At 70.0% G+C, this 21,690-nt stretch carries 19 protein-coding genes; 10 read left to right on the forward strand and 9 right to left on the reverse strand.

What is annotated here, in order from left to right; genetic code table 11:
- Positions 1-16 precede the first annotated feature (16 nt).
- Entirely contained in the window at positions 17-985 is a 969-nt protein-coding gene (locus IEY98_RS01070) for a 4-hydroxy-3-methylbut-2-enyl diphosphate reductase (protein WP_229786429.1), read from the forward strand.
- Here the strand turns inward: IEY98_RS01070 and IEY98_RS01075 are convergent, their stop codons facing one another.
- Together IEY98_RS01075 and rmuC are read right to left on the reverse strand one after the other, a co-directional pair.
- The gene (locus IEY98_RS01075) at positions 986-1,597 is read right to left on the reverse strand and encodes a DUF6542 domain-containing protein (protein WP_189208395.1); all 612 of its coding nucleotides are present in this window, start codon (positions 1,595-1,597) and stop codon (positions 986-988) included. It abuts the gene before it with no gap.
- 86 nt (positions 1,598-1,683) lie between these two features.
- Positions 1,684-2,649, reverse strand: a complete 966-nt coding sequence (gene rmuC / locus IEY98_RS01080; protein ID WP_189208396.1) for a DNA recombination protein RmuC — start codon at positions 2,647-2,649, stop codon at positions 1,684-1,686.
- 90 nt (positions 2,650-2,739) lie between these two features.
- Here rmuC and IEY98_RS01085 point away from each other — a divergent pair, with 90 nt between their 5' ends.
- The 4 genes from IEY98_RS01085 to guaB1 all read left to right on the forward strand — a co-directional run bounded on the left by IEY98_RS01085 (position 2,740) and on the right by guaB1 (position 9,477).
- On the forward strand, positions 2,740-3,888 hold the full coding sequence (locus IEY98_RS01085) for an exonuclease SbcCD subunit D (RefSeq protein WP_189208397.1): 1,149 nt from the start codon (positions 2,740-2,742) through the stop codon (positions 3,886-3,888).
- Complete coding sequence (locus IEY98_RS01090) at positions 3,885-6,800, forward strand: AAA family ATPase (RefSeq protein ID WP_189208398.1); 2,916 nt, start codon at positions 3,885-3,887, stop codon at positions 6,798-6,800. Before IEY98_RS01085 ends, IEY98_RS01090 begins: the two co-directional genes overlap by 4 nt.
- Positions 6,801-7,118: 318 nt before the next feature.
- A complete protein-coding gene (locus IEY98_RS01095) occupies positions 7,119-8,027 on the forward strand; it encodes a hypothetical protein (protein WP_189208399.1) in 909 nt (302 codons plus the stop codon).
- A 16-nt stretch (positions 8,028-8,043) separates the two neighbouring features.
- On the forward strand, positions 8,044-9,477 hold the full coding sequence (guaB1, locus tag IEY98_RS01100) for a GMP reductase (protein ID WP_189208400.1): 1,434 nt from the start codon (positions 8,044-8,046) through the stop codon (positions 9,475-9,477).
- A gap of 21 nt (positions 9,478-9,498) precedes the next feature.
- Here guaB1 and phoH2 read toward each other — a convergent pair whose 3' ends face one another.
- Both phoH2 and IEY98_RS01110 read right to left on the reverse strand, forming a co-directional pair.
- Positions 9,499-10,779 carry an RNA 5'-3' helicase PhoH2 gene (phoH2, locus tag IEY98_RS01105; RefSeq protein ID WP_229786726.1) on the reverse strand — a complete coding sequence of 427 codons (1,281 nt, stop codon included), beginning with the start codon at positions 10,777-10,779 and terminating at the stop codon, positions 9,499-9,501.
- 397 nt (positions 10,780-11,176) lie between these two features.
- Positions 11,177-11,959, reverse strand: a complete 783-nt coding sequence (locus tag IEY98_RS01110; protein WP_189208402.1) for an isoprenyl transferase — start codon at positions 11,957-11,959, stop codon at positions 11,177-11,179.
- A 40-nt stretch (positions 11,960-11,999) separates the two neighbouring features.
- On the opposite strand from IEY98_RS01110, the gene IEY98_RS01115 reads away from it, so the two are divergent.
- Together IEY98_RS01115 and trhA are read left to right on the forward strand one after the other, a co-directional pair.
- The gene (locus IEY98_RS01115) at positions 12,000-12,413 is read left to right on the forward strand and encodes a CoA-binding protein (RefSeq protein ID WP_229786431.1); all 414 of its coding nucleotides are present in this window, start codon (positions 12,000-12,002) and stop codon (positions 12,411-12,413) included.
- Between the two features lie 46 nt (positions 12,414-12,459).
- A complete protein-coding gene (gene trhA / locus IEY98_RS01120; protein ID WP_189208403.1) occupies positions 12,460-13,128 on the forward strand; it encodes a PAQR family membrane homeostasis protein TrhA in 669 nt (222 codons plus the stop codon).
- Between the two features lie 59 nt (positions 13,129-13,187).
- Here trhA and IEY98_RS01125 read toward each other — a convergent pair whose 3' ends face one another.
- The 4 genes from IEY98_RS01125 to IEY98_RS01140 all read right to left on the reverse strand — a co-directional run bounded on the left by IEY98_RS01125 (position 13,188) and on the right by IEY98_RS01140 (position 17,049).
- Positions 13,188-13,922 carry a class I SAM-dependent methyltransferase gene (locus IEY98_RS01125; RefSeq protein ID WP_189208404.1) on the reverse strand — a complete coding sequence of 245 codons (735 nt, stop codon included), beginning with the start codon at positions 13,920-13,922 and terminating at the stop codon, positions 13,188-13,190.
- Entirely contained in the window at positions 13,919-14,449 is a 531-nt protein-coding gene (locus IEY98_RS01130) for a GNAT family N-acetyltransferase (protein ID WP_229786432.1), read from the reverse strand. The genes IEY98_RS01125 and IEY98_RS01130 overlap by 4 nt, the downstream gene beginning before the upstream one ends.
- A gap of 11 nt (positions 14,450-14,460) precedes the next feature.
- The gene (abmR, locus tag IEY98_RS01135) at positions 14,461-14,997 is read right to left on the reverse strand and encodes an ATP-binding transcription factor AbmR (protein ID WP_189208405.1); all 537 of its coding nucleotides are present in this window, start codon (positions 14,995-14,997) and stop codon (positions 14,461-14,463) included.
- A 75-nt stretch (positions 14,998-15,072) separates the two neighbouring features.
- Positions 15,073-17,049 (reverse strand): thioredoxin domain-containing protein, encoded by a 1,977-nt coding sequence (locus IEY98_RS01140; RefSeq protein ID WP_189208406.1) that lies wholly within the window; start codon positions 17,047-17,049, stop codon positions 15,073-15,075.
- 377 nt (positions 17,050-17,426) lie between these two features.
- Between IEY98_RS01140 and IEY98_RS01145 the strand changes: the two genes are divergently transcribed.
- From IEY98_RS01145 to IEY98_RS01155, 3 genes are read left to right on the forward strand one after another with little or no spacing between them, the layout of a single operon-like run.
- Positions 17,427-18,146 carry a hypothetical protein gene (locus IEY98_RS01145; RefSeq protein ID WP_189208407.1) on the forward strand — a complete coding sequence of 240 codons (720 nt, stop codon included), beginning with the start codon at positions 17,427-17,429 and terminating at the stop codon, positions 18,144-18,146.
- Positions 18,134-19,114 carry an McrB family protein gene (locus IEY98_RS01150; RefSeq protein WP_189208408.1) on the forward strand — a complete coding sequence of 327 codons (981 nt, stop codon included), beginning with the start codon at positions 18,134-18,136 and terminating at the stop codon, positions 19,112-19,114. The genes IEY98_RS01145 and IEY98_RS01150 overlap by 13 nt, the downstream gene beginning before the upstream one ends.
- On the forward strand, positions 19,111-20,526 hold the full coding sequence (locus IEY98_RS01155) for a 5-methylcytosine restriction system specificity protein McrC (RefSeq protein WP_189208409.1): 1,416 nt from the start codon (positions 19,111-19,113) through the stop codon (positions 20,524-20,526). The genes IEY98_RS01150 and IEY98_RS01155 overlap by 4 nt, the downstream gene beginning before the upstream one ends.
- Here IEY98_RS01155 and IEY98_RS01160 read toward each other — a convergent pair.
- Positions 20,456-21,622: a DNA-methyltransferase gene (locus IEY98_RS01160; protein WP_189208410.1), complete on the reverse strand. Its 1,167-nt coding sequence runs from the start codon at positions 21,620-21,622 to the stop codon at positions 20,456-20,458. The two genes, IEY98_RS01155 and IEY98_RS01160, sit on opposite strands and share 71 nt — an antisense overlap.
- Positions 21,623-21,690: the final 68 nt, after the last annotated feature.

Below are 21,690 nucleotides of genomic sequence, written 5' to 3' on the forward strand. Positions count from 1 at the left end.
CTCTACCCTGGATGACATGACTGCTGTGAACCCGACGTCGGGCAAGCGCGTGCTTCTGGCGAAGCCGCGCGGCTACTGCGCGGGTGTGGACCGGGCCGTGGAGACCGTCGAGAAGGCGCTGGAGACCTACGGACCGCCGGTCTACGTGCGCAAGGAGATCGTGCACAACAAGCACGTGGTGGAGACGCTGCGCGAGCGCGGCGCGATCTTCGTCGACCAGACCGACGAGGTGCCCGAGGGCGCGCTGGTCGTCTTCTCCGCGCACGGGGTCTCCCCCGCGGTCCACCAGGAGGCCGCCGAGCGCAACCTGCGCACGATCGACGCGACGTGCCCGCTGGTGACGAAGGTCCACAACGAGGCCCGCCGCTACGCCAAACAGGACTACGACATCCTCCTCATCGGCCACGAGGGCCACGAGGAGGTCGAGGGCACGGCGGGCGAGGCGCCCGAGCACGTGCAGCTCGTGGACACCGCCGAGGACGTGGACAAGGTCGTCGTGCGCGACCCGTCCAAGGTGATCTGGCTGTCGCAGACGACGCTCTCGGTGGACGAGACCATGGAGCGGGTCGACCAGCTCAAGGCGCGGTTCCCGAACCTGCTGGCCCCGCCGAGCGACGACATCTGCTACGCCACCCAGAACCGCCAGGTCGCGGTGAAGACGATGGCCCCGGAGTGCGACCTCGTGCTGGTCGTCGGCTCGACGAACTCGTCGAACTCCAAGCGCCTGGTCGAGGTGGCGCTGCAGGCGGGGGCGAAGGCGTCCTACCTGATCGACTTCGCGCACGAGGCGCAGGAGTCGTGGCTGGACGGGGTGGAGACCGTCGGCGTCACCAGCGGCGCGTCGGTGCCGGACAACCTCGTGATGGACCTGCTGGCCTGGCTGGCCGAGCGCGGGTACGCCGACGTGCACGAGGTGACGACGGCCAACGAGAAGATCATGTTCTCGCTGCCGCCCGAGCTGCGGCGCAGCCTCAAGACCGGCTGATCAGCGCTCCGGCCGGGGCTTGCGCGGCTTGCGCTCCGCGTCGCGGGCGCGCTCCTCGCGCGACCCGGCCGGGCGCGACCGCGCGGGCGCGTCCTCGCGCGGGCGGCGCGGCTTGTCCTCGGTCCGCTTCGGCCGCTTCTCGACGGCCTTGGCCTCGGGATCGCGCTGCAGGAAGAACCGGCCGATCCCGATCGCCAGCACGACCCCGGTGGTGATGCCCATCGTGGGGAAGTTGCTGGTCAGCGGCAGCGCCACGTTGAACAGCATGCCCTTGAGCCCGCCACCGCCGCCGGGGCCGAACAGGGCGAGCGCGGGCACCGAGACCACCGCGAACACCAGCGGCGGCTGCACGATGGGCCCGAAGAGGTTGCGCCTGCGCACCAGGCAGATCGCGGCCACGCAGCCGCCGACGTAGGCGCCCTGGAAGATCTGCCCCAGACTGCCCTTGACCTGCATGTCGATGACGGCGGCGACCGCCGTCAGCCCGACGGCCAGCAGCACAGCGCCCCACCACGGCAGTCCTCGCGAGCGGCCCAGGATCGGCCGTTCGTCCCACCCGGGCTCGGCGCGGTCTTCGTCAAGATCGCCGCGGCGATCGCGAGTGGCTGTCACGGCCGTACACGTTAGCCGTTCGGCGGACCCGCCCGGCGGCCGTTCTCCAAACCCGGCACCCATGCTCACCAGGCGTGTGAGTGCGGTCACCCGTCATGGTGTACAGGTGTGCCCTGGACGGGCGAGTCCCCGTTGACGGCGATCTCGTCGGCCTGCCGGAGCGCGGGCAGCGGGGTGGGGTTCGCGGTGGACTCGCTCAGCGGCAGCACGGCAGCGCGGAACTGCTCCAGCGCCTCCAGCTCGCGCCGACGGGCGGAGACGAAGCGCTGCAGGTGCGTGCTGGACAGGTTGAGCGCGTCGATGGCGCCCCCGGCCGCCCGGTGCGCGGCGGCGGCCCCGGCCCGCACGGCGGCGACGTCCTCGACGATGACGCGCTCGGTGGCCGCGAACAGCGCGGCCGCGGCGACCACGCCGAACCCGGTCGGCCCGCACAGGAACACCCTGCGGTCGAGGAGCCAGCGCAGCAGCTCCGGGTCGGTGTCGAGGGCGGCGACGACGGCGGCGTCGGACGGCACGAACATCACCGTGCCGTAGATCGCGTCGGCCCAGCGCTGGTAGTTCTTGCCCGCCAGCTCCGCGGCGCGGGAGCGGATGTGGCGCACGTGGACGCGCAGGGCGTCCAGCCGCTCCTCGGCGTCGTCGGTCTCCACCGCCTCGGCCCAGCAGGCCAGGCTCGCCTTCGCGTCGACCGGCACGCGCCTGCCGTCGCCGACGAGCAGCAGCAGGTCGGGCCGGGCCGCGCCGCCGCCCGCCACGTCGGTCTGGACCTCGAAGTGCAGGCCCTCGCGCAGGCCGAGCGCGCGGGCCGTCTCGACCAGCACCCGCTCGCCCAGCTCGCCGCGGCCGCTGATGGAGGCGAACGCCACCTCGTAGCGGCGCAGGGCTGCCTGGTGGGCGTCCGAGCGGGCGCGCTCGGACGCGACCTCGGCGCGCGCGGCGTCGACGCGGCGGTTGCTGTCGGCGTAGAGCCGCAGGAACAGCGCCACGGCGGCGGCGAGCAGGAGCGCGAGGACGGCGGTCAGGGTGCCCAGGACGGCGGTCACGGCGATCATTGTCCCCGACCGGGCCCGGGAATCCGGCGAACGCGCGTTCGACGGCGTGCCTCCCCCGATCGGGCGGTCGATCGCCCTACCGTGTCGACCATGCGGCTCCTGCACACCTCCGACTGGCACGTGGGCCGCACCTTCCACGGTCGCGACCTGCTCGCCGAGCAGGAGTCGGTGCTGGGCGGGCTGGCCGACCTGGTCGTCGACGAGCGCGTGGACGCCGTGGTCGTCTCCGGCGACCTGTACGACCGCGCGGTCCCCTCGGCCGAGGCGGTGGCGGTGTGCGGGCGGGTCCTGCGGCGGATCGCCGACGCGGGCGCGCGCATCGTGATCACCCCGGGCAACCACGACTCCGCGCCCCGGCTGGGCGCCTTCGCCGCGTTCACCCCGGCGGGCGGGCTGCACCTGCTCACGTCGATGACCGACCTGCACCGGCCGGTGGTCATGGCCGACCGGCACGGCCCGGTCGCGCTGTACGGCATCCCGTACCTGGAGCCCGACCCGGCCAGGGCCGTGTTCGGCGACCCGGAGCTGAAGGGCCACTCCGGCGTGCTGGGCGAGGCGATGCGCCGGATCAGGGCGGACCTGGCCGATCAGCCGGAGGGCACCCGCTCGGTGGTGCTGGCGCACGCGTTCGTCGTCGGCGGCGAGGCCTGCGACTCCGAGCGCACGATCGCCGTCGGCGGCGTGCCGCACGTGCCCGGGAAGCTGTTCGACGGCGTCGACTACGCCGCACTCGGCCACCTGCACGGCCCGCAGACGCTCGCCGAGCACCTGCGCTACTCCGGCAGCCCGCTGGCGTACTCGTTCTCCGAGGCGCGGCACCGCAAGTCGGTGTGGCTGGTCGAGCTGGACCAGGGCGGACTGGCCGGGGTGGAGCGGCGCGAGCTGCCCGTGCCGCGCCCGCTGGCCACGCTGCGCGGCGAGCTGGCCGAGCTGCTGGACGACCCCGCGCACGAAGCCGTGGTCAACCACTTCCTGTCCGTCGAGCTGACCGATCCCGCCCGCCCGCTGGACGCCATGCGGCGGCTGCAGAAGCGGTTCCCGCACGCGGTGCACATGGAGTGGCGCCCGGTCGGCCGGATCGAGGCGCCCCGCAAGTACAGCGAGGCCGTGCGCGGGCGCGACGACGAGGCCGTGTCGTGCTGCTTCGTCGAGGCCGTCCGGGGCACCGAGGCCACGCCGTCCGAGCGGGCGCTGCTGCGCTCGGCGCTGGCGGAGGTGGCCGGGAAGGAGCGCGAGTGAGGCTGCACCGGCTGGAGCTGGCGGCGTTCGGGCCGTACCCGGGCCGCGAGGTCGTCGACTTCGACGTGCTCGCCGCCGAGGGCCTGTTCCTGCTGCACGGCGACACCGGCGCGGGCAAGACGTCGCTGCTGGACGCGGTGTCGTTCGCCCTGTTCGGCAGCGTGCCGGGGGTGCGCGACCAGGCCAAGCAGCTGCGCTGCGACAACGCGCCCGAGACCGTGCACACCGAGGTGTCGCTGGAGCTGACCGTGCGCGGCAGGCGCTTCCGCGTCGCGCACAGCCCGGAGTACGCGCGGCCCAAGCGGCGCGGAACCGGCTTCACCAAGCAGCAGGCGACGGCCTCGCTGACCTGGCTCGACGGCACGGGCGAGCCGCTGACCCGCATCGATGAGGTAGGGCGGACCGTCCAGCACCTGCTGGGGATGACCAAGGAGCAGTTCTTCCAGGTCGTGCTGCTGCCGCAGGGCGAGTTCGCGCGGTTCCTGCGGTCGGACACCGCCGAGCGCGAGAAGCTGCTGGAGCGGCTGTTCGGCACCGAGCACTTCAAGCGGGTCGAGGACTGGTTCTCCGCCAAGCGCAAGGAGTCGCGGGCCAGGGTCGAGCGGGCGCGCGTGCTGGCCGACCAGCTCGCGGGCCGGGTCGCCCAGGTCGTGGCCGCCGAGCCGCCAGCGGAACCGGACGAGGCGTGGCTGGCCGCCGTGGTGTCCACTGTGGAGTCCGAAGCCGCGGCGACGGCGGCCGGGCAGGCCGCCGCGGCGCGGGAGCGGGCCAGGGCCGAGGCCGCGCTGGCCGACGGCCGCGCGCTGGCCGACCGGGTGCGCCGGGTGCGGCGGGCCCAGCAGGAACTGGCCGAGGTGGCCGCGCAGGCCGACGACCGGGCGGCGTGGGCCGACGAGCTGGGCGCGGCCCGGCGCGCGGCGGGCGTGGTCGCCGCGGTGGACACCCTGCGGGCCGTGGAGCGCCAGGCGGAGGCCGCCGCCGAGTCCGAGCGCCACCGTGTGCGGGAGGCGGTCGCGCTGGGCTGGACGGAGGCCGACCCGCCCCGCGCCGCGGCCAACGCGCTGCGCGAGGAGGCGGGCGAGCTGGCCGGTCTGGTCGCCGAGGCCGAGCGCCAGCGCGACGACGAGGCCCGCCTCGCCGAACTGGACACCCGACTGTCCCGGACCGACTGGGACGCCCTGGGCGCCGAGGCCGACACGCTGACCGTCGCCGTCGCCGAGGCCCGCGACGCCGTGGCGGACGCCGCCCGCGCCGCGGCCACTGTGGACGGCCTGCGGGCCGCAGCCGAGTCCGCGGCGACCGCCGTGCGCCACGCCGCCGAGCTGCCCGCCGCCGAACGCGCGCTCGCCGAGGCCGTCGAGGCGCACGCCGCCGCGGTGGACGCTCACCAGGACGCGCGCGACCGCCTGCTGGACGTGCGCCAGCGGCGGCTGGCCGGGATGGCCGCCGAGCTGGCCGCGATGCTGGACGGCCCGTGCCCGGTCTGCGGCTCGCTCGACCACCCCGCGCCCGCGGCCGCCGCGGACGCCGTCTCCGCCGCCGACGAGGAACGCGCGCAGGAGGCCGAGCAGCGCGCGCTGCGGCTGCGCGACCGCGCGGCGGACGCGCTGCGCCAGGCCCGCGGCGCGGTGGAGACCCTGCGCGACCGGCTCGCCGGGTGGGACGATCCCGTCACCGCCCATCAGAGCGCGAAGCAGGCGTGTGAGGCGGCCGAGCGGCTGGCCCGGCTGCACCCGGCCCGGGTCGCCGAGCTGGCGGCGCTGGAGCGCAAGGTCGAGGACGTGGGCAGGCGGCAGGCCCGGCTGGCCAAGGACGTGGCGTCGTGGCAGGCCGAGCGCGCCGAGGTCGCCGCCCGGGTCGCCGAGCGGGCGGTCCGGCTGGCGGCGGCCCGGGGCGCGTTCGCCTCGGTCGCCGAGCGGCGGACCCGGCTGCTGGAGCTGGGCGCGGCGCTCGACGCCGTCGCCGACGCCCGGGCGTTCACCGCGACGGTCGCCGAGCGGGTCGACGAGCAGCGGGCGGCGGTGGCCGACGCCGTGCTCCTGGCCGGGTTCGCCGACCTGCCCTCGGCCCTCGGCGCTGCCCGCGAGGACGAGATCATGGCCAAGCTGGACACCCAGCTCGCGGACGCGCGGCTGCGCGAGTCCACCAACCAGGAGATCCTCGCCGACCCCGACCTGTGGGGCGTGGACGCCGACACGGTGGTCGACCTGCCGCCGCTGGTCGCCGCTGCGGACGCGGCGCGGGAGCGCGCCGAGGAGGCCGTGGCGGACGCGCGGGCCGCCGCGGCGCGGGCCGAGGCGCTGGCGGGCCTGACCGACCGGCTGCAGAAGGCCTGGCGCGACCTCGCGCCGCTCACCGCCGAGTTCGCCGAGCTGGACGCGCTGACCGACGTGGTGAACGGCCGGGGCCAGAACACCGCGCGCATGTCGCTGCGCGCGTACGTGCTGGCGGCCCGGCTGGAGGAGGTGGCCGTCGCCGCCACCGACCGGCTGCGCCGGATGACCCAGGGCCGCTACGCCTTCGTGCACTCCGACGAGGCGGGCGCCCGGGGCACGCGCGGCGGCCTCGGCCTGGACGTGCTGGACGACTTCACCGGGCGCGTGCGCTCGTCGAAGACGCTCTCCGGCGGCGAGTCGTTCGTCGCGTCGCTGGCGCTGGCCCTCGGCCTGGCCGACGTGGTGGCCGCCGAGACCGGCGGCGCCGTGCTGGACACGCTGTTCGTCGACGAGGGTTTCGGCGCGCTCGACGCGGACACCCTGGACGACGTGATGTCCATCCTGGACGAGCTGCGCGCGGGCGGGCGGGTCGTCGGCGTGGTGTCGCATGTGGAGGAGCTGCGCCAGCGCATTCCGGTCCGGCTGCGGGTGCGCAAGGCGCGCACCGGCCCGACGCTGGAGCTGGTCAGCGGCTGAGGCTCCGGCGGTCCCGGGCAGGGCGTCTTGAGGCCCGGGACCGCCGGGTGTTCAGGAGGTGTCGGCCGCGCGTGCCGTGTCGCGGCCGTCGGAGACGTCCACCGCGAACGGCGCCAGTGCGACCACTGGAGCAGCGAACAGGTGGTGCGGGGTCATCGGGCCTCCAACCCGGGGTGGGACGCACGAAGCGTGCTGCGCCAACGGTTCCGGTCACAAGTGCCGCCGCGCGCCAAGCGGAGCGTTCAAGCCGCTTTACTGACGATGACCGCCCGCCTACTGTGAACATTCACACCCGTTCACAGCAGGAGGAACACCGTCGTGGACCCGCTGGCCGAAGCCCTGCGCCGCGGCCCGTTCCACGTCGCGCTGCGCACGGCGATCGAGACCCGCGGGCTGTCCCTGGCCCGGCTGCGCGCCCACCTGTCCCGGCTCGACGTGCGGGTGGCCGAGTCGACCCTGAGCTACTGGCAGCGCGGCCTGCGCCACCCCGACCCCCAGCACGCCCTCGGCGCGGTCCGGGCGCTGGAGACGGTGCTCGGGCTGCCCGCCGACTCGCTGGTCGTGCTGGTCGGGCCGCCCCAGCGCGGGCGCGCGCGCAAGCCCGCGACCTCCTACGCCGAGCTCGTCGTCGCCGGGACGACGACCAGGGACCTGCTGAGCGAGCTGGGCGTGCACCCGGAGCTGGTGAACGCCGACCTGGAGGTCCGGATGATCACCGAGCGGGTGACCCTGCGGTCGGACCGCTCGCAGGGCCGGGTCGAGACCCTGAACGTCTCCCGGGCGCACGCCGAGGGCATCGACCGCTACGTGGCCGTCTACCACGGCGAGTTCGGCGCGGACGGGTCGAAGGTGCGCATCACCGCCGGTGACGGGTGCAGGCTCGGCCGCGTCCGGCGCAAGGACCACGTCGTGGTGTTCGAGCTGGTCTTCGACCGCGTGCTCGCCAAGGACGAGATCGTGGTGCTGAGCTTCGCCGTCGACGACGAGACCGGCGAGCCCTGCCCCGGCTACTACCGGCTGTTCCGGGCGTCGAGCGGCCCGTACCTGCTGCAGTACGAGCTGCCCCCGGACAACCTGCCCGCGCGGCTGGTCCAGGAGGTCCGCAGCAACGACGCGCGCCCGCCGTCGCTGGCCCGCGAGCTGTACTGCGACCGCAACTGCGTGGTCAGCGCGTACTACCCGAGCATGGAGCCCGGGCTGGCGGGAATCGCCGTGGAGTGGGAGTGAGCGCTAGGTTGGCCCTGTGCGCTACCTACACGGCGAGCCCGGCCACGACCTGACCTACGACGACGTCTTCCTGGTGCCCGGCCGGTCCCCGGTCGAGAGCCGCTTCGACGTCGACCTGTCCACATCGGACGGCACCGGCGGGACGATCCCCATCGTGGTGGCCAACATGACCGCGGTCGCGGGCAGGCGGATGGCCGAGACGGTGGCCCGCCGCGGCGGCCTGGTCGTGCTGCCGCAGGACGTGGCCCCCGAAGCGGTCGCCGACATCGTGGCGTGGGTGAAGTCCCGGCACACCGTGTGGGACACCCCGCTGGTGCTCACCGCGGGCGACGCCGTGGCCGACGCGCTCAACCTGCTGCCCAAGCGCGCCCACGGCGCCCTGGTGGTGGTCGACGACCGCGGCGCGCCGATCGGCGTGGTGGACGAGGCCGCCTGCCACGGGGTGGACCGGTTCACCCGCTTGGGGGAGATCGCCGACCCCGTGCACGCCCTGCCCCTGGACACCGCCCCGCGCGCGGTGTTCGAGCACCTGGTCGAGCACGCCGCGCGCATCGCGGTCGCGGTGACCGACGACGGCACGCTGGCGGGCGTGCTCACCGAGAAGGGCGCGCTGCGGGCGGAGATCTACAAGCCCGCCGTCGACGACGCGGGCCGGTTGCGGATCGCGGCGGCCGTCGGCGTGAACGGGGACGTGGCCGCGAAGGCGTCCGCCCTGCTCAGCGCGGGTGTGGACACGCTCGTGGTGGACACCGCGCACGGGCACCAGGAGAAGATGCTGACCGCGCTGAAGGCCGTGCGCGCCCTCGGCCCGACCGTCCCGGTCGTGGCGGGCAACGTCGTCACCGCCGAAGGCGTGCGCGACCTGGTCGACGCGGGCGCCGACGTCATCAAGGTCGGCGTCGGGCCGGGCGCGATGTGCACGACGCGCATGATGACCGGCGTCGGGCGGCCGCAGTTCTCCGCCGTCGCCGAGTGCGCGGCCGCGGCGCGGGCGCTGGGCAAGCACGTGTGGGCCGACGGCGGCGTCCGGCACCCCAGGGACGTGGCGCTCGCGCTGGCGGCGGGCGCGGCCACCGTGATGATCGGCTCGTGGTTCGCTGGCACCTACGAATCCCCCGGCGACCTGCAGCGCGACGAGGCCGGACGGGCCTACAAGGAGTCCTTCGGCATGGCGTCGAAGCGGGCCGTCTCGGCGCGCACGCGCGCGGACAGCGGCTACGACCGGGCGCGCAAGGCGCTGTTCGAGGAGGGCATCTCCACCTCGCGGATGCGGCTGGACCCGGCAGCGCCCGGCGTGGAGGACCTGATCGACGGCATCTGCTCCGGCGTGCGGTCCGCCTGCACCTACGCGGGCGCGCGGACGATGGAGGAGTTCCACGAGCGCGCCGTCGTGGGCGTGCAGTCGGCGGCGGGCTTCGCCGAGGGCAGGCCGCTTCCCTCCGGCTGGTAGGCGGCCTGCCCCCGCGGTCGGCTACAGCGCGTGGTCCTCCAGCATCTCCGTGACCAGCGCCGCGATCGGCGAGCGCTCGCTGCGGGTCAGGGTGACGTGGGCGAACAGCGGGTGGCCCTTGAGCTTCTCGATCACCGCGGCGACCCCGTCGTGGCGGCCGACGCGCAGGTTGTCGCGCTGGGCGACGTCATGGGTGAGCACGACGCGGGAGTTCGTGCCCAGCCGCGAGAGGACGGTCAGCAGGACGTTGCGCTCCAGCGACTGCGCCTCGTCGACGATCACGAAGGAGTCGTGCAGCGAGCGGCCGCGGATGTGGGTCAGCGGCAGCACCTCCAGCATCTCCCGGCCGAGCACCTCCTCGATCACCGGCTTGCTGACCAGCGCGCCGAGCGTGTCGAAGACGGCCTGCGCCCAGGGCTGCATCTTCTCGGTCTCGGAGCCGGGCAGGTAGCCGAGGTCCTGGCCGCCCACGGCGTACATCGGGCGGAAGACCACCACCTTGCGGTGCAGGTTGCGCTCCAGGACCGCCTCCAGCCCCGCGCACAGCGCCAGCGCCGACTTGCCGGTGCCCGCGCGTCCGCCGAGGGAGACGATGCCGATCTCCTGGTCGAGCAGCAGGTCGAGCGCGACGCGCTGCTCGGCGGAGCGCCCGTGCAGGCCGAAGGCCTCCCGGTCGCCGCGGACCAGCCGGACGCGCTTGTCGGCGGTGACCCGGCCCAGCGCGCTCTGGCCGCCCGCGTGCAGGCGCAGCCCGGTGTTGCACGGCAGGTCGGTCTCCACGCCGAAGTCGACCGGGTCGACGGTGTCCTCGGCGAAGAGGGTGTTGATGAAGTCCTGCGGGACGGTGAGGTCGGCCATGCCGGACCAGCCGGAGGTGACGACCTCGCCCGCGCGGTACTCGTCGGCGGCCAGGCCGACCGCGGCCGCCTTCACCCGCAGCGGGACGTCCTTGGTGACCAGCGTGACCTCGGGCGTCTCCGCGGCGAGGTTGAGCGCGCAGGCCAGGATGCGGGTGTCGTTGGCGTCGGTGCGGAAGCCCGCGGGCAGCACCGACGGGTCGGTGTGGTTGAGCTCGACGCGCAGCGTGCCGCCGGAGTCGCCGACCGGGACGGGGATGTCGAGGCGGCCGTGCTTGAGCCGCAGGTCGTCCAGGAGACGCAGGGTCTCCCGGGCGAACCAGCCGAGTTCGGGATGGTGCCGCTTGCCCTCCAGTTCGCTGACGACCACGAGCGGGATGACCACCGAGTGCTCGGCGAACCGGGTCAGCGCCCAGGGGTCGGCGAGCAGGACCGACGTGTCGATGACATAGGTGCGGGGTGTTCCGCACTCCTCGTCGGCCTTCGGGGTGCGGGACGAGCCTGAGGACTGGCTGGCGGTGCGCCTGGACGATGCGGTCACGGCAACTCCCTCGCGAACGCGGCACCGCGTCCGCTCCTCGACGGGCCGGGCACCTGCCCCGGCGGGACCTTCTAGCGCGGTCCGCGGGGGCCGGGTGCCTGCCCCCTCGCCAGCTCGCTCACGACCAGGGCCTCCCGGGTCGGGCCGCAATGGACACGACCCGACACTTCGGACGCTACCCGCGGGCGCCGACAATCGGCAGGCCGCCGCCCAGGTGATTTCCCGATTCGTCATCGAGGGGTCACATCTACGCCACGTGATCAGCGCGGGGGCGCGCAATCCGGCCAGGGATTGTACCAGGCTAGGAGCCGAAACGGCGGTGGCGAATTCCGTAGGCGCGCAGTGCGCGCAGAAAGTCGGTGCGCCGGAAATCGGGCCAGTACGCCTCGCAGAAGTGGAACTCCGAATGCGCGGACTGCCACAGCAGGAATCCGGAGAGGCGCTGCTCGCCGGAGGTGCGGATCACCAGGTCGGGGTCCGGCTGGCCGGAGGTGTAGAGGTGCTCGGCGATGTGGTCGACGGTCAGCACCTCGGCCAGCTCCTCGATGCTGGTGCCCTCCTCGGCGTGCTGCTGCAGCAGCTTGCGCACGGCGTCGGCGATCTCCCGGCGGCCGCCGTAGCCGACGGCGATGTTGACCTCCATGCCGGTGCGCCCCTCGGCCCTGGTCCGCCCGGCCGCGGCGACGAGCCGGTCCGCCGTCTCCTTGGGCAGGATGTCGAGCGCGCCGATGAGCCGCAGCCGCCAGGGCAGGCCCGGCTCGGCCAGCTCGTCGACGACGTCGCCGATGATCTCCAGCAGCGGCGCCAGCTCGCTGGCCGGGCGGGTGAGGTTGTCGGTGGAGAGCAGCCACAGGGTCACGACCTCGACCCCGGCCTCGTCGCACCAGCCGAGCAGGTCGGCGATGCGCTGCGCGCCCACCCGGTGGCCGTCGTTGACGTCGGTGAACCCGGCCTCCCGCGCCCACCTGCGGTTGCCGTCCAGCATGACCCCGACGTGCCGGGGGATCTTGCCGCCCGCCTGCTGGAAGAGGCGTTTCTCGTAGAGGCCGTACACGACATCGGCAACGCGCCTGCGAAGACTCACGGCCTGCCAGGGTACCCGTGCCGGGTGCACACTGGGTGGCGTGCATTCGGACCTCACCGTTGTCGAACGACTTCTTCACGAATCCCGCACAGTCGCCGTGGTCGGGCTGAGCACCGATCCCCGGCGGCCCAGCCACGGGGTGGCCAGGTACCTGGTTTCCGCGGGCCTGACGGTGTATCCGGTCAATCCCGGCATCACGTCGTGGGAGGGCCTGCCCGCCTACGCCACGCTCGCCGACGTGCCGGGCCACATCGACATCGTGGACGTCTTCCGCCGCCCCGAGCACGCCCCCGAGGTCGCCCGCGACGCGGTGGCCGTCGGCGCGGGCGCGCTGTGGCTGCAACTGGGCGTGATCAGCGAGGAGGCCGCGTCGATCGCCGCGGAGGGCGGGCTGGACGTGGTGATGGACCGCTGCCTGGCGGTGGAGCACCGGGAGGTCGTGGGGTGGTCGTGACCGCACCCACAGGCCACGGCGCCTACCGTGCCGTAACCTCGACCGCGTGACCGCTGCCCAGACGGACCGGCCTCGCCCGACCAAGCCCCGCCTGCGCGGGGTGATCCACTTCTGGTCCTTCTTCGTGTCGCTGGCCACCGGCGCCGCGCTGATCGCGCTGGCCGCCACGGTGTCCCCCATCGCCGTCCTGGCCACGTCGGTCTATGGAGCGACCGTGCTGGGCCTGTTCGGCGTGAGCGCCCTGTACCACCGCCGTTGGTGGGTGTCGGAGACAGCGCGCACGTGGATGAAGCGGCTGGACCACTCGATGATCTTCCTCTTCATCGCGGGCACCTACACCCCGTTCTCCCTGCTGGCGATGTCCAAGCCCACGGGATATGTCGTGCTGGGCATCGTCTGGGGAGGCGCGATCCTCGGCGTGGCCCTGAAACTCCTCTGGCCCCACGCCCCCCGCTGGCTGGGCACCCCGATCTACATCGCCCTGGGCTGGGTGGCGGTCTTCGTCCTCCCGGAACTGCTCCAGAACGCAGGAGTGGCCGCCCTGGTCCTCCTCCTGGTAGGCGGCCTGTTCTACACGGTCGGCGCGATCTTCTACGCCACGAAGTGGCCCAACCCCTGGCCCACAGTCTTCGGCCACCACGAGTTCTTCCACGCCGCCACGGTATTGGCCGCCCTCTGCCACTACATCGCGATCTGGTTCGCCCTGTTCCCCTAGCGGCGGATTGCTGGTTTGGAACATGTCGTAGGCCGTGGTGAGGCCGTGCGTCATTCGGGTTATTGAGGCTTCCGGGCCTCCACCAGCACTCGGCGGCTGTGGGAGAGGAAGCTGCCGGTTGCCGTTATGTGGTCATGCATGTCGCGTAGGCGGTCGCGGTAGCGGGGGATGGTGAAGTCGGGGACCGTCCAGATGACCTTGCGGAGGAAGTGGGCCACGGCGGCCACGTCGAAGAACTCGACGCGGAGGGTGGCTTCCCGCAGGGTGATCACGTCGAGTGGCGCTAGGGCTCGGCGTAGGTGGTCGGTGGTTGACGGTGGAGGGGGCAACGAACCCAGGAAGAACTCGGACAGCTCGCGGTTCGTGCCCGCGCCGATCTGTTGGGTGAGGACGGTGCCGCCGGGGCGGAGGACGCGGATGACCTCCGGCCACGAGGTGTGGGTCGGGTGGGGGCTGGTGACGAGGTCCAGCGACTCCCCGCGGAAGGGCAGGCATGCTCCTTCCGCCACCTGGATCACCACCGCGTCCGGGAGGTTGCGGCGGGCCACGCGCACGTTCGGCGGCCAGGTCTCGGTGGCGAACAGCAGCCTCGGGCGCCGACGGGCCTCGGAGACGACCTCGCCGCCGCCGGTCTGGAGGTCGGCGGCGGCGGTCGCCCGCGAGAGCCGGTCGGCCAGCAGCGCCGAGTAGCGCCACGGGGGGCGTTCCTCCGTCGCCCTGCCGTCGAACCAGGAGAAGTCCCAGCCCTCGGTGGGGACGGCGGCCGCCTCCGCCAGGAGGGCCTCGAAGCTCACTCGATCAGTTCGCCTTCCAGCATGCTCATCACGTACACGTCGTGCCACTTGCCGTTGCGGCGGAAGGCCTCGCGGAGCTTGCCCTCCTCCACGAACCCGATCTTGCGGTACACGTGCCGCGCGCGCTCGTTCTCGTCGACGACCGACAGCTCGATGGCGTGCAGGCGCATGAACTCGAAGCCGAAGCGGCACATCAGGCGCAGGGCCTCGGTGCCGTAGCCGCCGTCCCAGCAGTCCTTCTCGCCGATGTAGACGTCCAGTTCGGCGCGCGCGGTCTCCGGGGTGGCGTCGCGCAGGACGATGACGCCGATGAGCCTGCCCTCCGCGATCGTCTCGATGCCGAAGACCGTGCGCTCGAAGGAGTTCGCGGGGCGGTCGGCCCAGCGCTTGCGGATGGCGGCCAGCGGCTCCGGGTAGATGCCCGTCAGCCAGGTCACCACCTCGGGGTCGTTGTGCCAGCGCCAGACGGTGTCGGCGTCCTCGGGCTCCATGGCGCGCAGACGCACGAGTCTGCCGGTCAGCGACACAACGGTCTCCTCTACAGGTCGGGGCCCTTCGCCCGCAGATCATCGACCTTCGCCATGGCCGAGCGCAGCTCATTTAGCCACTCGTCGGCGTGGTCGCCGACCAGGCGCACGGCCCAGGCCAGCGCGTCCGAGCGCGACCGCGCCACGCCCGCGGCGACCAGGGTGTCCAGCACCTGCCGCTCCGGCTGCCGCAGCCGGGTCATGACCGGGACGGCCAGGACCGTGAACAGCTCCCGCGTGCCGCCCAGCCGTGCGCCCCAGGCGACCTTGCGGCCGTAGCGGTGCTCGGCCTGGCGGGCGATCTCGATGCGCTCCTCCCGCGTCTCCTCGCGCCAGCGGCTGATCCGGCCCGACTCGGCGGCCGCGCGGGCAGCGTCGTCGCGGTACTCGCCGTCCAGCGGCGCCAGCTCGCCGACCACGGTGATCTCCTCGCGGTCGATCACCACCTCCGGCTCGCCGACGAACCAGGCGTCGGGGAGGCGTCCGGAGAACCAGGCCGGGGCGTCGTCCGCGGCGGGCAGGTCGGCCTGCTGCCAGTGTCCACGCATGTCTGCTCTCCTTGATTACATGATTACGTCCTTACCTAAGTTACGCCGATACCCCGACCGAGCGGCCGGGTTCGCTCAGAGCAGAGCGCGCAGTTCCTCCGCCGTCGTCACTGGTCGGTCGCAGACGTAGCCGCGGCAGACGTACGCCGCCGGGCCGCCGTCGACCAGCGGCCGGTCGGCCAGCAGCGGGGCGGAGTCGGGCTCGCCCGCCAGGACCACCGCGCCCCCGGGCGCGTGCCGGACGGCCGTGTCCACCAGCTCGCCCGATCCGACGACCGCGACCTGGACCGGGCCCCCGACCAGCGCCTCAGCGACGGTCAGCCAGTGGCCCGCGAACCGGGGAGCGCGCGCGGCCAGCAGGCCCGAGCGGTGCACGGCGGCCTCGGCCGCGCTCCGGTACCGCTCCGGCGACCCGGTCAGGGCCGACGCGGTGAGCAGGGCGCCTGCCAGGGCGGACGCGCCCGCTGGCGAGGCGTTGTCGCCGGGGTCGCCGGGCCGCCAGACCAGGGCGTCGGCGTCGTCGGCGGTGTCGTGGTACGCGCCGGGCGCGGTGGGGTCGGCGAAGTGGTCCAGCGCGGTGTCGAGCAGCGAGCAGGCCGCGGTGAGCCACCGTTCGTCGGCCGTGGCCTGGTACAGCGCCAGCAGGCCGTCCGCGAGGCACCCGTAGTCCTCCAGCACCCCGGAGGCCGTGCCGACGACGCCGTCCCGCGACGTCCGCCGCAGCCTGCCGTCCACCAGGTGCAGGTCGAGCAGGAGGTCGGCGGCGCGCGCGGCCGCCTCCACCCACTCGGGCTGGCCCAATGCCCGCCCGGCCTCGGCGAGCGCGCCGATGGCGAGCCCGTTCCACGCGGTGACCACCTTGTCGTCGCGTCCCGGCTGCGGCCGCGAGGACCGCGCCGCGAGCAGCGCCGCCCGGACGCGGGACCAGCGCTCGGGGTCGTCCACCTCGCCCAACTGCAGCGTCGACGCGCCGTGCTCGAAGGTCCCCTCGTCGGTCACCTTCAGCAGGGACGCTGCCCACGCGCCGTCGGATTCCCCCAGCACCTCCGCCAACTGCGCGGGCGTCCAGACGTAGGTCAGCCCCTCGACGCCGTCGGTGTCCGCGTCCAGCGACGAGGCGAAGCCGCCCTGCGCGGTCAGCAGGTCCGTGAGCAGGAACCGGGCCGTGTCCTCGGCGACCTCCCGGTACCGCGCGGTCCCGGTGCGCCGGGCGAGGTGGGCGTAGACGCGCAGCAGCAGCGCGTTGTCGTACAGCATCTTCTCGAAGTGGGGCACCACCCATCCCGCGTCGACGCTGTAGCGGGCGAAGCCGCCCGCGAGCTGGTCGTTGAGGCCGCCGTCGGCCATCGCGCGCGCCGTGCCCTCCACGATGGACAGCGCCTCGAGCGAGCCCGTGCGCTCGTGGTGGCGCAGCAGGAACTCCAGCACCATCGACGGCGGGAACTTGGGCGCGGTCCCGAACCCGCCGTTGCGCCGGTCGTAGTCGCCGAGCAGGGACGCCGCGGCCCCGGCCAGCACCTCGGCGTCGACCGGCTCCGGGGTCAGCGGCGCGGACTGCGCCCGCAGGGACTCCACCACCTTCGCCCCGGCCTCCCGCACCTCCGCGCCGCGCGCGGTCCAGGCCTCGTGCACGGCCTCCAGGAGCTGGGTGAACGACGGCATGCCGTGGCGGGGCGACGGCGGGAAGTAGGTGCCGCAGTGGAACGGCTCGCCGGACGGGGTCAGGAAGCAGGTCATCGGCCAGCCGCCGTGCCCGGTCATCGCCTGGGTGGCGGTCATGTAGACCGCGTCGATGTCGGGGCGCTCCTCGCGGTCGACCTTGACGTTGACGAACCACTCGTTCATCAGCGCCGCCGTGGCCTCGTCCTCGAACGACTCGTGCGCCATCACGTGGCACCAGTGGCAGGCGGCGTAGCCGACCGACAGCAGCACCGGCACGTCGCGGCGGCGGGCCTCGGCGAACGCCTCCGGCGACCACTCCCACCAGTCCACCGGGTTGTCCGCGTGCTGGTTTAGGTATGGAGAGGTGCTCTGACGCAGGCGGTTGGACACACCTCAAGCGTGCCACACCTCGGACGACGACGGATGAGACACCGTGATTCTGGCGAGGTCGCACGTTTCTGGGGAGACAATCCCTCGGTACGGCCCGCGCTCTCTAAAGGCTCCCGTAGCTCTACTTGTCGACATCCCCCTACGGTCATATACGATCACGATTGCATTGCCCATCGAACGTGGAGAGGATCGTTGCATCATCGTCATGGTATTCAGCATCAACCCCAGCTTCGGGCATCGTCAGAAGTGGTGGCCAGCGCGTTACGGTCGGCCTCGTGCGCTATGGCCCTCGCCGAGCAATCCACGGGGGTCAGCTTGCAAGAGCAACCAAGTGCCGCCTCCTCCCGCAGGCCGTTGCGCTCGGTACGTTGCCAGCGGTGAGGAAGTTGAATGAGGGTGCCAACGACAACGGTGACCTTCGGGATCAGGCGCGCCAACGTGAATCTGAAGGGAGGAACATGAACGTACTCACAGTAGGAGCGGTAAAGGCCGCGATCAGCGCATTGAAGGCTCAGCGTATCCACGAGCACTTCCCGGCGTACCTCCAACTCCGCAAGTTAGCCGTCACTTCGGGTTCGTTGGTAAACCTCGCTCCGGAATGGAGGGACGTGGGGGACCTACTCAAGATGCCAGGCGGTCCGCCGACCAAGCCGCATTATCGGCCGTTTTCCTCCCGCAAACGGAAGGACGAGTCGACGTTCTGGTACAACAAGAACCTTGCCGGTAGTTACGCACCAAAATCGATGCGGGCCACTTCGCGCTTCATGCTAAACGCGGACGGCGACGGCTACGAACTACCGACCAACCACGCCCAACAGGCACTGACAGCGCTATTGCAAAGCACTAGAGTTCCCGCGTGGGCATTCGCCGCATATTGCATGCGGAATTACGGCTTCACTTTCGATGGCACGGGAGGCTACGAGGAGCTGCTGGCGGGATTCAAAAGCGAGTTTGCGTTTGAAAGCGGATCGGACTTCGAAGTTCTATTTGAAGACAGCGAGCCATCTGGTACTGATTACGACTGGTTCGAATCCCTGAGCACTCTACAGCTCTCCATATTGAAGGGAAACAAGGAAGGTATTCGATGGTCGAAGTAGCCCTAACGAAAGATGTTCGGACATTGACCGCAGATGATCTGGATATCGGATACGCCCACCAAGCGCAGGTGTCGCACGGGTCAAGCGCTCCTGATGCGCCAATGCTGCAGTCCGATGACCCCAGACTGCGCGATATCCTCAGGCTACTCAAGCGCTTCGGAGGCGTGATCTTGTCTGGTCCCCCGGGAACCAGCAAATCGTGGCTCGCGGGACAAGTCGCGGACAAAATTACGCAGGGTCATGACGACCGTCGCGCCGACATCCAGTTCCACGCCTCGTATCAGTTTGAAGACTTCATGGAGGGATACAGGCCCAAAAATGACGCCAGCGGGTTCGAACGGCGCGATGGTGTCTTCCTCCGCCTCGTCCGAGAGGCTAAAAAGCACCCGGAAAATGACTACGTGATTGTCATTGACGAGTTGAGCCGTGCAGATGTGGGCCGAGTTTTTGGAGAGGCACTTACCTATATCGAGCGCTCGAAGCGAGAGCAATCATTTGCGCTGCCCTCAGGCGAACTGTGTTCAATCCCATCTAATCTGTACTTGATCGCCACCATGAACCCGTTGGACCGCGGTGTTGACGAAGTCGATGCGGCGTTCGAACGCCGGTTCGCAAAGGTGGACATGCCCCCGAGCCGAGACCTACTGGAAGGGATTCTTAACCGAAACGGATTCGCAGACGAAATCGTCCGACGGCGACTGTTGGCCTGGTTCAGTAGGATCAATGCTCGAGCATTCCAGATCCCAGCAGCAGCGGTAGGTCACGCCTACTTCGTAGACGTAGTCGACCCAGAAACCCTTCAGGACGTCTGGGATTACCAACTGAAGTACCACGTCGACAGGGCGTTCAAGTACGACCCTTCCACTCGCACGGAGATGATGAATGGTTGGGCGGAAATCTTCGCTATGGACAAAACCAGTGTATCCACCTCAGGCGATGACGACGATCGCGGCGACGACGCGGTATGAACCCTGTGCTCCCTAGTCGACTTCTTAAGCCCGAATGGACTATTATCCCCTGCCGGGAGTACGGCCCAATCGACATCGCACCCGAGGAGATCGTACAACCCGATGGCCGTTTGGCGTTAGTTCCTGGCGTATTGAACCGCTACGTTGATGCCAAGTTTATCGACAATCACCTCCGCCTGTCTGCAAAGGGAGTTTCAGGCCTAATTCCTCTTACCAATCGTATAGCTATTCAGGTGCGGCCACGCTTCCCTTTGCGCAGTCTCACACAAATGGTGTCGGTATGTGGGTACGTTCCAACAATGCTTCCCGCGCTCCGCGACTACCAGCCCACAGATCAATGGGAGGATTGGCTCCTTGACGTGATGACGGATGGACTTCTCGTCGCACTAGATACCATCATCCTTAAAGGACTTTTCCGCACCTACCACCGTCGCACCGAGACAGGATCTTACCCCCACGGGCGGATCAACTCCACCACTACATTGCTGCGGTCGGCTGCCCGCGGAATCAACCACCGCGCTCAGTATTCATGGTTTGAACGTACGGCGGACAACGCACCAAACAGATGCTTGAAGGCCGCAATTGCATTTCTACATAACCGGTACGTCAACGCGCCGGTACTAAAGGGGTCGCGGGAGCGAGTTGCTCGACTTGCGGAAGGAATGCGCGTCCTGCAGAACGTCACTCTTGAAACTCCGCTGGTAAGCTTGCATGACCCACAAGTCCGCGGAATCTCTCCGTTGCCAACGAGTCGCTCATACTACCGCCCTGCACTCGACTTGGCCGTCGCGATTCTGACGGGTCGTGGCATCAATCTCGACGCCAGGGAAGGCGCGCTTAGTATGCCCACCTTGTTGGTAAGAACCGAGGACCTTTTCGAGGATTTCGTCAGAATTAGTCTGCAAAAGGCCTTTGTCAATCACCAGTATCTGTCTGTTCTTGACGGGAACCAGGAGCCAGGAAAGGTGCGCCTTTACGAGCCACTGGATGGCACCGAGAAAGCTTTCTTCCCTAAATATGAACAAGTAGCCGCCTCTACAAAAGAGCCGGATGCTAATCCGGACATCGTTTTCAGGCTAGGCGACGGAACACACCCCCTAATTGTCGATGTTAAGTACTCCAACGTCAAGCAGTACACCGATCGTTCAGAGGTCGAACAGATTGTCCTCTACGGGCACCGCTATCGGAGCCCGATCGCTATGACCATTCATCCGCGCCGCGCTGATTCAAAGGATGGTCTTCACGTGGCTGGACGAATCGGCTCAATCATCGTAGCGCAATACCGAATTGATCTCGGAGCCGAGGACTTAACCGCCAAGATGGAGGAGATGGCCACGAAGATTAACCATTTGATTGCGTCACAGACCTCTTCGGCATTCCCTGCTCTCCAGGTACCTCCGGCTCCTGCATGAGGGGCACGAGGTCAACGCCGATCGCGTCACGACCCATTTTAGTTGCAGTCTTAAGTGTGGTCCCGGTTCCCATGAACGGGTCGAGGACGACGCCTCTTGTCGGCGTGCCGTGGCCACAGTCGGTCCAGCCCGTAGTGATCTTTTTAGCAAAGGTAAACTCTCGAAAGTAGCCACCAAGAGCGGCCTTCGCCTCCGCCGCAAGGCGTTGCACTTCAGGAGAGTTTCGTCCGGTACCGTTCTGAAATTTGGTGGCCTTCCCGACATCGGAGACGCCGGTCGCTTGGATAGCGCGGATATGATCAGGCGTTAGCTGATGCTCCTTGGCCAACTCCATAGCCCGTCGTGCCTGTGGGCGTTCCGGGTCAAGTTGATCAGTGCGTTCGAAGACCCGAGCCCGTGGTTTCTGGCAAGTCTCGCAGACCTGCGGCGGACACCCAAGCATAACGGCACGGCGCACCAGCTCCTGCGGATACGGGGCGAGGTGTGACCCCATGTTTCGCTCAGGATTGATGTTCCATACGTCGCCGGGATTGGCCCCATTGCCCATGTATTCAGAGTAGCCCACCAAGTCGTAATAGTACGACGACTTAAAGGCTAGATGGATGATATATTCATGACGGTTTGCAAGTCGATTCTTGGCGGGCTCAGGCATGCCGCTATCCTTGGTCCAAATAATTCGGTTGCGAATCAACCAGCCACGCTGCACGGCACCGAATTCCAGCAATCCCGGAATCCCCATCAACGATCGGTTGTAATAGGTATCCCCGACATTGAGGAATATTGAGCCGGTCGATCGGAGTACCCGCCTCCACTCGTCCAAGCACTCCATCATCGACTCGACATAGGCCTGCGGGGTCGGTTCTTGACCAATTTGATCGTCGTGACCATAGTCTCGCTTCTGCCAGTATGGCGGCGAAGTGACGATCAAATCGACCGAATTGTCGGCCAAACCGGTCGATCGGGCGTCTCCGACCACTACCTGCGCGGCAGCCGGAGCGAGACGTTCTTCCCAGTCTTCCAGGCTGCCGACACCAACTGTCGACAAGCTCCGGGTCGTGACCGGCTTCACATCATCAGCTTCAGCGGCCAGGGACACTCGCTTCTCCTTCTACCGGGACTAGTTGCCCTTCAATAGGTGCTTCTGGGACCGAAACTACGTAGGCA

Origin of the sequence: Actinokineospora fastidiosa (assembly GCF_014648415.1) — a bacterium.
GTDB classification, from domain to species: domain Bacteria; phylum Actinomycetota; class Actinomycetes; order Mycobacteriales; family Pseudonocardiaceae; genus Actinokineospora; species Actinokineospora fastidiosa.

Coding starts and splice junctions, on each gene's coding strand:
- IEY98_RS01085 (WP_189208397.1), top strand. CDS start 2,740: ATGCGGCTCCTGCACACCTCCGACTGGCACGTGGGCCGCACCTTCCAC.
- IEY98_RS01150 (WP_189208408.1), top strand. CDS start 18,134: ATGGTCGAAGTAGCCCTAACGAAAGATGTTCGGACATTGACCGCAGAT.
- IEY98_RS01155 (WP_189208409.1), top strand. CDS start 19,111: ATGAACCCTGTGCTCCCTAGTCGACTTCTTAAGCCCGAATGGACTATT.
- IEY98_RS01070 (WP_229786429.1), top strand. CDS start 17: ATGACTGCTGTGAACCCGACGTCGGGCAAGCGCGTGCTTCTGGCGAAG.
- abmR (WP_189208405.1), bottom strand. CDS start 14,997: ATGCGTGGACACTGGCAGCAGGCCGACCTGCCCGCCGCGGACGACGCC.
- rmuC (WP_189208396.1), bottom strand. CDS start 2,649: ATGATCGCCGTGACCGCCGTCCTGGGCACCCTGACCGCCGTCCTCGCG.